This window comes from Comamonas sp. Z1 (genome assembly GCF_008121555.1).
Classification (GTDB): Bacteria; Pseudomonadota; Gammaproteobacteria; order Burkholderiales; family Burkholderiaceae_C; genus Comamonas; species Comamonas thiooxydans.
This window is the reverse complement of sequence record NZ_VOQT01000013.1, coordinates 149,440-160,794: the sequence shown is the minus strand read 5'-3', so window position 1 is coordinate 160,794 and position 11,355 is coordinate 149,440. Positions and strand designations below refer to the sequence as shown.

13 protein-coding genes are annotated in these 11,355 nt (G+C 48.9%); 12 read left to right on the top strand and 1 reads right to left on the bottom strand.

Annotation, left to right across the window (positions count from 1 at the left end):
• Positions 1-430 precede the first annotated feature (430 nt).
• On the top strand, positions 431-721 hold the full coding sequence (locus FSY45_RS20550; RefSeq protein WP_034367731.1) for a hypothetical protein: 291 nt from the start codon (positions 431-433) through the stop codon (positions 719-721).
• Here FSY45_RS20550 and FSY45_RS20545 read toward each other — a convergent pair.
• Positions 716-901: a hypothetical protein gene (locus FSY45_RS20545; RefSeq protein ID WP_131367695.1), complete on the bottom strand. Its 186-nt coding sequence runs from the start codon at positions 899-901 to the stop codon at positions 716-718. The genes FSY45_RS20550 and FSY45_RS20545 overlap by 6 nt on opposite strands.
• A gap of 56 nt (positions 902-957) precedes the next feature.
• Here FSY45_RS20545 and FSY45_RS20540 point away from each other — a divergent pair, with 56 nt between their 5' ends.
• From FSY45_RS20540 to traF, 11 genes are all read left to right on the top strand, one after another.
• Positions 958-1,359 carry an H-NS histone family protein gene (locus tag FSY45_RS20540; protein ID WP_341271512.1) on the top strand — a complete coding sequence of 134 codons (402 nt, stop codon included), beginning with the start codon at positions 958-960 and terminating at the stop codon, positions 1,357-1,359.
• A gap of 66 nt (positions 1,360-1,425) precedes the next feature.
• Positions 1,426-1,752, top strand: coding sequence for a hypothetical protein (locus FSY45_RS20535; protein WP_148748358.1), 327 nt, complete (start codon positions 1,426-1,428; stop codon positions 1,750-1,752).
• 166 nt (positions 1,753-1,918) lie between these two features.
• Positions 1,919-2,806: a DNA adenine modification methylase gene (locus FSY45_RS20530; protein WP_148748357.1), complete on the top strand. Its 888-nt coding sequence runs from the start codon at positions 1,919-1,921 to the stop codon at positions 2,804-2,806.
• A 66-nt stretch (positions 2,807-2,872) separates the two neighbouring features.
• Positions 2,873-3,379, top strand: a complete 507-nt coding sequence (locus tag FSY45_RS20525) for a hypothetical protein (protein WP_052052718.1) — start codon at positions 2,873-2,875, stop codon at positions 3,377-3,379.
• 130 nt (positions 3,380-3,509) lie between these two features.
• Positions 3,510-5,207, top strand: coding sequence for a toprim domain-containing protein (locus FSY45_RS20520; protein WP_034396053.1), 1,698 nt, complete (start codon positions 3,510-3,512; stop codon positions 5,205-5,207).
• Positions 5,208-5,343: 136 nt separating this feature from the next.
• A complete protein-coding gene (locus tag FSY45_RS20515) occupies positions 5,344-5,667 on the top strand; it encodes an H-NS family nucleoid-associated regulatory protein (protein ID WP_034367740.1) in 324 nt (107 codons plus the stop codon).
• Positions 5,668-5,685: 18 nt separating this feature from the next.
• The gene (locus tag FSY45_RS20510) at positions 5,686-6,420 is read left to right on the top strand and encodes a hypothetical protein (RefSeq protein WP_034367742.1); all 735 of its coding nucleotides are present in this window, start codon (positions 5,686-5,688) and stop codon (positions 6,418-6,420) included.
• Between the two features lie 247 nt (positions 6,421-6,667).
• The gene (locus FSY45_RS20505) at positions 6,668-7,663 is read left to right on the top strand and encodes a tyrosine-type recombinase/integrase (RefSeq protein ID WP_148748356.1); all 996 of its coding nucleotides are present in this window, start codon (positions 6,668-6,670) and stop codon (positions 7,661-7,663) included.
• A gap of 136 nt (positions 7,664-7,799) precedes the next feature.
• Entirely contained in the window at positions 7,800-8,651 is an 852-nt protein-coding gene (locus FSY45_RS20500) for a DNA-binding protein (RefSeq protein ID WP_148748355.1), read from the top strand.
• Complete coding sequence (locus FSY45_RS20495; protein ID WP_148748354.1) at positions 8,629-10,119, top strand: UvrD-helicase domain-containing protein; 1,491 nt, start codon at positions 8,629-8,631, stop codon at positions 10,117-10,119. The genes FSY45_RS20500 and FSY45_RS20495 overlap by 23 nt, the downstream gene beginning before the upstream one ends.
• Positions 10,120-10,307: 188 nt before the next feature.
• Positions 10,308-11,348, top strand: coding sequence for a conjugal transfer protein TraF (traF, locus tag FSY45_RS20490; protein WP_148748353.1), 1,041 nt, complete (start codon positions 10,308-10,310; stop codon positions 11,346-11,348).
• The last annotated feature ends 7 nt before the right edge of the window (positions 11,349-11,355 follow it).

Below are 11,355 nucleotides of genomic sequence, written 5' to 3'. Positions count from 1 at the left end.
GGCCACCATACCCGTTTACAAAGCGAACAGGAAAGTCAATGAAATCAACGGTCTACCCAGACCACCCCCGCGCCAGTGCTAGCTTTGCGTACCGTCACTTATTGCACTGAAAACGAGGAGACCCCGAGGTAACTGGCCTCCATAAATAAACAGCATCTCTAGTGCTCGGCATGACCGAGACACCACTTAACGCTGAATGCGATCTCCCATCGCATCCCGGCAACATATGTCAGCCTCGTGAACTTGCTTCACGGTCGAGCTGACTTGTACCAGGTCCGATCTCAACTCAAAAACTATAGCGTCCATGACGCTTCAGTCTTGCGAGTTGCGACGACAACTTGATGCTCGATCAATGAGTGTCTTTCAACAATCCGCCAGGGTTTAGCCACCCTAGCGGGTGCGCCTTGGCAATTTCTACGGAGATTCGCCTATGCTAAAAATCAATGTGGCACTGCTTCTGCTGCCATACATCTTCATCCTGCTTGCAGGAACTTTCCAACTGGTAACGATGACGGTGAAGGCCATTGCGTCTTCGCTTCGTCTGACTTTCCTTGTAACCGGTGTCGTGGTTCCTTACTACGCCATCGAAGTAGCCCAAGCCGTTGTTGACTCTTTCGCAGCTGGAGACACTGCGACTGCCATCGGTGACATCATCGCCTTTGCAGTGATGCTTGAGGGTGCAGTGACAGTTCTCAAAACTCGTGAGAAAATGGCTTCATAAGCCGTAGCTGACAACCCATCTACGAAAGGTCACACCATGAATCACCTCTTCAGTCCCCTCGCCATCAGCATGCTCTGCATTGGAGTGTTCCTGATTGTTGGATCGATCGGCGCTCAGCGTCAGATCGATGAAGAGAAGCGTGAAGGTAAAAAATAAAGCGTAGTTGACGTTACGCAGCAAAAAAGACTGGCCACTCTCTTGGGAGTGGCCTTTCTTATTTCTGAACCGACTTGCCCATGCATGAAGAGCCTGCGCTCACAGTGCACGTCGATCACCATCTCGGGCATACATACACTCTCATGAAATCCTACAGTCAACTGAAAGCTGAGCTTGCCCAGCTAGACAAGCAAATTGCACAAGCTCGCGCCTCGGAAGAGACTGACGCTCTTATCCAGGTAAGAGAGCTGGTCCAGTCTTTCGGCTTCACAGTGCATCAAGTGTTCCCACTCCCGCAGCCAGCTAAGAAGGAACCCGTGGCCAGGTACTACGACCCAGACACTGGCCAGTCTTGGAGCGGTCGCGGCAAGCCTCCAAGATGGATAGATGGCAAGGACCGCAGCCTATTCGAAATCGATAGACGACCAACCTACGACTTCAATGCCCCAAGGGATGAACGCAACCCGTTTCCAGTCCAGTAGCCTGCCTGAATGCTACTCAGTAATAGCTTGATCTATTTTTTAGGTCTGCCCAAATAGGGCAGCTTCATGGTGATGCCTTTTCCTGTCTATGCAGACAATGCACTTACGCAATACAGCAAAGACAGGAGAGAACTGATGAAGGAAGTCCCGTTCTTCATTGAACGCAACACGGAGCAATGGCAAGCGATGTGGGGAGGGTTATCCGAGGCAGAATTGAATTCTGGCGATCATGTTTGCGAGAACCAAGAAACTGGTGATTGCTGGCACTACATGGGAAGTGACAGCAACGGCCATCATTTTAGGCATCGTAAGCATCCCAAAACGGCGAAACGCGAAACCTTGATCGTCAAATCGAACGTCACTCCAGTTCAAGAACCGGAATTGGCCCACTAGACCTAAGACCCATTACCAATGCCCGCATTGGTATTAGTAATGTGGTTTTGTTCCTTCTTGGAACGAAAAGTGAAGTAGCTGGCTTCCTTAAACAAACAGCATTTTATCAACCCTTGGGGTGCATGCACTCCCATGGGTGGCGTGCCCTCAATTGATTAAGGCACGCATGTTTTCAAACTCGATTTGTTCCTACCCAAACCGGGGAAACTATGGTGACAACAAGTACCGTGGCAACTGCTCAGGGTACGTCATAAAGGACTTTATCGAGTCCTATCTAAAAGATCAGAATGGCCTCGTTGCAGATCCAAGCATTGGAGGCGGAACGAGCGCCGATGTAGCCGCTTCACTTGGAGTGCGCTTCAAGGGCACAGACCTTCATCAGGGCTTTAATTTGCTGACTGATGACTTCTCTTCCTTCTTGGGAGAGAAAGCGAATCTGATCTGGTGGCACCCAGCTTACTGGGACATGATTCAGTATTCAGGAAGTCAATGGGGCAATGAACCACACAAATGGGACATGAGCCGCATGAAGCTAAATGAATTTGTTGAGTCGTTAGAGCTTGCTGTCATGAACATTCATGATGCCTGCGAAGTAAAAGGACACTATGGGATATTGATGGGCAATCTCCGCAGAAACGGGGATTACTACAATCTCTCAAGTCTTGTGGAGCGTATCGCTCCAGGCAAACTGGTCGATGAAATCATCAAAGTGCAGCACAACTGCATTAGTGATTCACGACAATATTCAGGCAACATTGTTCGTATTGCGCACGAAAAGCTTTTAGTTTTTCGTCGTGATGCAAGTCACTCGTTGATCCTGCTATCAAATTTCCATCGAAAAGCAATCAATATGATTGCCACTACATGGAAAGCAGCTGTTCGTAGAGTCCTGCAAGGGAAACCCTCTATGGATTTAAACCAGATTTACGAAGCTATTGAGCCATTTGCACAGTTCAGAGAGAACGTACATTGGAGGGCGAAAGTCCGACAGGTATTGCAAGACGCAAAATACTTCGAACGTCTGGAAACTGGTGTTTACAAGCTAGCCTTGTGAATTTTTCTACCCTAAGGGGGCTATGCCTCCTAACGGGGGCATGGCCTTCATTTTTGGAGTGTGGCCATGGCAATGATTCCCTCAATCCACAAACCGGAACTGGGGCAAATGTCGTTTGATTTTCTGGATCAAACGATGACTTCTCAGCAATATTCATACAGTGAACATGGCAAATCATATTTGTCCTTGAAGACCTGCAACAAGAATATTGAAAGCCTCATAAGTAGCTTGTCGCTTGATTTCGATATCTGCGCACCAGAGACAGGGGCTTATGTTCAAGAAACCTCAGAGCACGATGAAGTCGATGAAGAGAACTTAGACAATACGGAGAAATTCGTATGGTCTGATGATGACATCGATAAATTGCGCACAGCGTTTTTTGATGAAAATATTCGATTGCTAGGTGATGGGCGGACAAGCCCTGAAACCAGGCAAGAGAACTACGAATGGCTAATGTCAGACGAAATACATCCGTTTTCGTTCCTCGTACTCTGCCGTGAAGAAATGCTGTCCCCTGACCGCATCCGTGAAGGAGTTCAAGTTGTCATGCGTAAGCTTGGCTACCTGAACTAAATCAAAACCCTGCCAGGGATAAGTCCCTTGCGGGACTACTCCTTGGTTCCACTGGTGTGGGGGTTTCATTAAATCCCTATACAGGGCTTTAATGAAGCCTCAATTCCAGTTAATTTTCTAAGGACTAACAATGGCTAACTACGATAAAGAAGTTGTCAAAAAGGCTGCTGATGAAAATTGGCTGGCTATTTTCGCAAACCTAGCTCCTGAGCTGCGCCACGCAATTCAGCGAGTTGGCCGTCATGTTCCCTGCCCAATAAAAGGGGGCACTGATGGATTCCGCCTAATGCCTGATGCTGACGTGACTGGAGCTGCATTCCACAATGATCCAAGTATCCGTTTCTTATCGAATGGATTTGAAGTTCTGATGTGGTTACGCAACTGGTCATTTTCCGAAACTATTGATGAAGTGGGTCAAGCATTGGGGCTTCCAACTGCAAAACCAACTCAAACAAAGCGACTTGAATTAGTGGTCGCTCATGACCCAAAGAAAGCAAAGTTCTATGATGGAATTTTGATTGCCTTCGGTAAAGAGCGGTATCAGTTCAAGGATGAAAATGAGCTGAGCTTCTACGCAATTCTGCGTTACAGGAACAATCTTGAACGTACCCTTTGGGGTGTGGACATTGAGCGTGCCCTGGCAGAGAGCGGAGCCACTTACGGTGACAGTATCACTTTGAGTAATCTGGGGCGCGTCCCCGTCACTATTGTTGTCGAGAAAAAAGACAAGGACGGTGTGATTACGGAAGAGGAGATCAAGACTCATCGCAATACTTGGGAAGTGATTCGTATCGGGGAAACTCGTCTGAAAAGCACCCAGGCTTCAAGCAGCGTTGTGAAGCATGTTCAGGTTAGCAACGGTTCACCTGTGGCCGTAACCTCTGCGAAACAAGCCGTAGAAACTGCGGATGAAGTCAGTGCTGAGCCAATTGCAGCCCATCAGAAGGTCGTGCCCATCAACAAGGCTCTGGCCGCGCCTGGTTGGTTGCAAGAAGCGCAGCAGCGTGCAGCAAACGTGCTGGCCGCGAAAGCGGCAGGGAAGGCTTATGCCAGCGAGAAGATAGAGAAGGTCTGGAATCAGTGTGTGGCGTTCCCATCTGCGACCGCTGAACCCATGCGTCTCTACCTGCAGTCTCGTGGCGTGCTCTTCAATGAGCTGGCCAAAGGTGCTGCGGCCGACATGCGCTTTCATCCTGCCCTGGACTACTATGAAGAAGTGGATAACAAGAATACTCTGTTGGGATCTTTTCCAGCGATTGTTTGTGCTATCCGCAATGCAGAGGGGGAAATTGTTACTCTCCATCGAACCTACCTGAATAAGGATGGCAAAAAGCTCGCAGTGTCCTATAAGGATTCAGCTGGCCAGCGTCATAAGGTAGAGAAGGTGAAGAAGATGATGAGCATCCCTGACGATATGGATGTCAACGGATCTGCAGTAAGACTCGGTGATCCTTCTTGCGGGGGAGTACTGGGTATAGCTGAAGGACTGGAGACGGCACTCTCTGCATATCGAGCGACAAAGATACCTACTTGGTCGTCCGTCAATGCTCAGCTCATGGAAACTTTTGAGATTCCTGAGTCTGTTCATACCTTGCTGATATGGGCTGACAAGGATAAGTCTGTTCGTGGCGAAATTGCTGCAAACGTGTTGTACCAGCGTGCGAAAGCACTCGGGCTGAACGTTCACATACTTATGCCATCGATGCCAATACCAGCGAAAGCTAAAGGGGTTGACTGGAATGATGTCTTGCTCTCGCAAGGTATCTTAGGGTTCCCTAGGGTTGCGAACTTGAAGAGCTTTATAGCTAGATCTTTCGCCACTATCTAATAGAAAGCCTTCAGCCCTCACAGGGGTTGAAGGCTTTTTTTTGGTTCTGAGCAACTTTACTTGAATTTAACTTTGACAGTATCATTTTTTGAGTTAGTATTCTGCCCTGTAATTCACAACCTGAAGGGTAATACTTATGGCAACGTACAAAGAACTCCTGGCTCAAGCTGAAGAACTCTCTCGCCAAGCAGAAGAAATGCGCCTGAAGGAAGTGCAGGGCGTGATTTCTGACATCAAAGCCAAGATGGAAGACTACGGCATCACCATCGAAGATCTCCAGTCAAAGTCTCGTGGATCTTCGGCAGGAAAGCCTCGCGGGAAGGTCGCGGATAAATATGCCAAGGATGGAAAAACCTGGACAGGTCGCGGCATGCAGCCTAGCTGGGTGAAAGAACATATCGCTGCAGGCGGCAATCTCGATGATCTGCTGATCGACAAAAGTTCGAACGATAAAGCCTAAAGCAAAAGGGTAGTCGCCATGATGCGCTTGACTACTTACTCCCAAAAACAGAGCGATGAACGCTCTGTTTTTGTTTTGTGGCGAGTAGGTATAAGTAACTTCGGTGTACTAACTGTAGAGTTTACGCACCCGATTGAGGACATCGAGTTGGCCGCTGAGTTAGTAGCTATTCGTCATCTGGTATTCAATCAAGCTGTCTTTGACCGCATTCCTGATAGCGGAAAAGCATTTGAACTCAATGTATCCAAAGGTGCCATAAAGAAGCTCTCCCTCAATAGATCCGATAAGAAGCATCTGCTCAAGTTTGCAGCATTCATGCAGGAAGGAGGGCGTTTCGCTGGTGCCAAAATTAATATCAAATCTGAGTCACCAATCAATCACGATGATGGCGCTAAACTCACAAAGATCACGATAAATCCCAAAGAGTATCGTATTCAGGAGATTGTTCAGACACCCAGGATTGGTGAATTGGTCATCACCGAACATGCCGTTGATCGATATGTTCAGTATCACTCAGCAGCTGATATGAAGAACCCATGGGCTTCCCTCATCAACAGGATGCAGCATGAAGATCTTCACAAGATCCCACTCGATCCCCGCGTTATCGAGCATAAGCGCAGAAAGTATGGACCTGACAATGAGGTTGAAATCTGGGGGCACGATTCATCTGTCCATAGATATGTGGTCATCACGGATGCCAAGACTGGAATGAAGATCCTGGCCACACTGTTCAAGCGCGCCAGCAACGTATGAATCTATTGCGCTCCCACAATCTAAGTCTTACTCTGTACCAAGCGCACAGACTTGATGCATTCTGTGATGGCGCGACAGAATGAATGTGCGCTCATGACCAAATCGCATGGCCGATAGCTCACGATAACAGTGAGCTTTTCAAACATAGCTCTACTTATTAAAATGATTCTTTTGAAAAGTAGAGGTTAGATGAGTCCCAAAAGAGGCTCGTCAGAACGGCGTGTAAGCGCATATCTCGGAGCACCCAATGCAATCGGACGTTGAACAAGGAAAATTCGCCATAGCGCCTTCTGATGGCCTTGCCGAGGATTTGCAAAAAACAGGATTTTTGAAGCTCTCAGACCGATCTACTGCAGGCCAAAACGCGGCGCTTGCATACTTGCTCTCTCTGCAATCAGACCAGAGCAAGGTCACGATGCAATCGTTCCTCAACAACGTGGCCAGGATCATCGGATTCACCGATTTGCAAACTTGCCCGTGGGGTAGCTTGCGCCGACACCATGTACAGGCCATTGTTTCAATGCTGAGCGGTAGCGACAAAGCTCCAGCCACGGTGAACACCTACTTGGCCGCGATCAAAGGAGTGTGCAAGGAGGCCTGGATTCTTCACCAGCTGGACGTTGAGGAATTCCAGCACATTAAGGATGTCAAAGGTGTTCGAGGTTCCCGTCTACCTAAGGGGCGCGCACTTCAACCAGAGGAAGTCAGGTTGTTGCTTCGGGCTTGTGATGAAGATGAAAAGAAGTTGGGCCTTCGTGACGGCGCAATGCTGGCCATCCTTGCTGGATGCGGTTTGCGCAGAGCTGAGATCGTGAACCTGGACGTAGCAAGCCTCATGCGGAAGGATCGAATTCTCAAAGTCATTGGAAAGGGAAACAAGGAACGAATCGCATTTATCCCAGCTGGAGCATGGACCCGCCTCACTGCCTGGTTGGATGCCGCTGATCTTCAAGACGGCCCGATGTTCACTCGTATTCGTCGTCACGGTGCCATGACTTCCGAAAGGATGTCGAGTCAATCCGTCTATCACATCTTGCATGAGCGCAGTTTGCAGGCCGGGATTGAGAATGTCGCGCCCCATGACCTTCGAAGAACCTATGCAACGACCCTTTTTGAAAAGGGCATCGACATCATCACGGTCAAAGACAACCTTGGCCACGCCAGCATTACGACGACACAGCGTTACGACAAGAGATCTGATGAACGCAGACGCAAGGCCAGTGAAGTCATCGATTACCTTTGAAGCAGCTCCAAATTTCGTAGCACTCTCCGGGGTGCTTTTTTGTTGCGCGTGTAGTAGCTGATAAAAATCCTGTTGCGATTTTCTATCGTAATACGATAATTATGGTAATACGGTATTACATACAGTGAGGATTGCCATGGCCAGACGCATAGCTACGAAAGAGGACGTATTCACCGCCGCAAATGAGCTTGTGAAAGCGGGCAAGCTTCCGCGTATCACGGCTATTCATCAAATCATCGGGGGTGGCAGCTACACAACTATCTCCAACTTTCTGAAGGAGTGGGAAAGCGCAAATCTGCAGGAAGCGCCAACTGAGGAAATGGTCCTGCCAGATTTCATGGCTTCGGAAGCTGATTTTCTCGTCCGCAAACTATGGCGTACCGCGTTGGATGGAGCTGAAATGCGGGTCCAGTCCGAGCGCGAGCAACTGCGGAGCCGAGAGGCAGTTATCAATGAAGACATGCAGCAGGCCATCGACATGGCCAACAGCAACAGCGAAAAAATAGATCAACTAGAAGACCAGCTGGCAAAGTGCAAAGAAGAGATCGAGAAGCTTGAACTCGATCTTCAAGCTAAAGAGCGCGCGCTTCAAATGGTGGAACATGACCAGCAGGCTCTCCAGGACAAATATGACCAAGCAGCCCAAAACGGTGCCTCTTCGCAGTCGCAGATCGATGCCTTACGCAGGCAGACTATCGAGCTGGAAACGACTATCAAGGCCCAGGAAGAGCGGGCTGCTGAGCTTCGTGATGAATCGCTGGTGCTGAAGGGTGAAGTGCGTGATGCACTCGATAAGCTTAGCTATGCCAATGGCCAGTTGAGCCTCAAGGACAAGCAGATCGGCATGCTAGAGCACATGCTGAGTGAAGAACAGAAGCGCAACCGCGATATCGAATCTTTGATTCTGAGACTCAGGCAAGGCACCCTCTTCCCGGCTACTACAAAGACGCCTAGGAAGAAAACCGATGGTAATCAGACCAACCGCTGAACAAGCGCGCATTATTCAGTTCTCCGGCTCGCGCCTTGTCGTGAAAGCGAGGGCAGGATCTGGAAAGACGACAACATTTTTCCAGATCGCCCAAGCTTACCCCCGCGAGCGTATGCTCTACCTAGCGTATAGCCGCGCCATCCGCGATGCAGCTGCACAGCGCTTCCCTAAGCGACAGGTTGACTGCAAGACATCACATCAGCTTGCCTTCCCCAAGTTCGGAAAGCTGCTAAAGCACAAGATCTCACATCACGGGAACATTCCCTTACGCGAGCTGGCCAACGCTCTTGACACAAGCAACTGGGCATTCGTGAAGGATGTCTTGGATGTCCTGACAAATTTCATGTGCAGTGCTGACATGAAGTTCTACAGCGATCATTTCACTCGATTCAACGGTAAGCCCAACCTCACCACCAAGATGGTTCAGTACCAGGCGGAAGTAGTTGATGCAGCTGAGAGAGTTTGGGTTCGGATGTGCGACCCTGACGACCCATTTCCAACAGTTCACGACTGCTATCTGAAGCTTTATCAGCTTTCGATGCCAGACCTCAGCCTTCAATACAAGCGAATACTTTTTGATGAAGCTCAGGACGCGAACCCCGTCACTAGCCAGATTGTCCTTTCTCAGAGCTGCAAACTCACCCTTGTGGGCGATGAACACCAGCAGATTTTCAGATATCGCGGCGCGGTGAACGCCCTCGACCACCCTCTTCTCAATGATGTTCCGCGCTTGTACTTGACCAATAGTTTCCGGTTCGGCCCCAACGTCGCTATCGTTGCGAATGCGCTGCTTGAGCTGAAGGGTGAAACAGTTCCTGTGGTTGGCCGTGGACAAGCAGACACGGTTACTTTCCACGTTCCTATGGGCACTGAACATCGATGCTTAGTCTCCAGAACAGTGATGGGCGTACTCGAATCCGCTCTTGCAGCTGCAGCTCGCGGCGAATCAATCTTCTGGGTCGGAGGCATTGAAAACTACAAAGTGCAGGATCTCCTAGATCTGCACCACTTTAGCCGTGGTGAACTCGGAAACGTAAAAAACAAGAAGCTCAAAGCCGACTACAAGGACTATGAGGAATATAAGGAAGCCGCAGAGCAGACCAAGGACCATGAGATGCAACGGTCAGTACGAATTCTGGAAACATACGCGGCCGAAGACATCCCTGCAATGATTGATCACCTCAAGAGCCTCACTGTTAAGGAAGAAATGGAGGCCTCAATCACTGTCACCACAGCGCATAGGAGTAAAGGTCTGGAATGGGACACTGTGCAACTGACTGATGACTACCCAGATATCTTCGATCCAGATATGGAGCCAGAGACTCGTGAAGACGAAATCAATTTGTTGTACGTTGGCTCCTCTCGCGCCATGCGAGTGCTGATCATCAACGGAATCATTGAAATCATCCTCAACCAAGTCGCTCAAAGACGGCGAGCACGGGCAAAAATCGAGATGGAGACAGCATGATTTTTCGCATGCGAAAAAGTACACGTTCATCACCACTGCCGAGGTAGCAATAGACTGGATAGTTGGTTTGAGCCAAAAGGGATGCACACAGAATAGCTATGGCGCTTGCACAGCCCTATAAGGGCAGAGGCTGATGCATGCCTAGATAGCCATATCCATACGATCAGTCACAAGAGGAATTGTGACTGATGAAAACCACTGCATTTCAACGTAGCTGCATTCTGATTGCCCTGGCCAACGCGATCTGTATGGGGGTTGGGCAAGCATACGCACAGCAGATCGAAGAGACCCTTGTTCGCTTTTACGACCGCAAGAGCGAAGGATGGTTCTGGTATGCCCCAGAGCCTGAGGATGAAGAAGAAGAGCCTCCTAAGCCACCACCCAAGCCTCAGGCAGCACCAACACAGTCACCACCTGCAAAGCCTGCATCTGTTCCTCCAGCAGTGGAGAAAGGGCCAGCACCTTTCTCAGCCGCTTGGGTGCGCGAAAACCTCCCCAAGTACAAGGATGCGGCCTGGGACAACCCGACAGTGGAGAACGTTCGCGCATTCATGTATCTCCAGCGATTTGCAATCGATAGGTCGGAGCAGTTTTCAAATGCTACTGAGATGGCCGTACTGGGTGATCCATATCTGGATGAAATTTCACGGCGTCCTGCAGCGACGTTTGCATCTCAAAAGCTAGATGTAGAGGCAGGTAAAGAGAAAAGTGCCCTCATCGACTCTATTGCTCAACGTGCTGGCATCTTTTTCTTCTTTAAAGATGACGAATATAGCAACCTTCAAGCCTCTATTGTGAAGATGCTAGAGGCTCAAGGATTCACTATCGTTCCAATCTCGGTAACTGGACGACCACTCAAAGACAACATATTCCCAAATTTCAAGACGGATAGTGGCCATGCTAAAACTCTAAATATCGTCAATTTTCCTGCAACGTTCTTAGTTTCACCAAGTGGTAAATTTGAGCCAATTGGGCAAGGGGCACTCTCTCTTCCTGAGATGAAGCACAGAATTATTATTGCTGCCAAACGGAATGGCTGGGTTTCTGAAGAAGAGTATAAAAAGACGAAGCCAATCTACACGACAGATAACAACATTGCAGAGAAATTAGATCCATCGATTTTTGGTAAAGACTTAGAAACGATTCAGCAAAAGACAAATGGCAAATCCAATTTTGTTGAACCAAGCAAACTGATGGAATACATCAGAACCCGCCTGAATACCAAGTAATAAATAT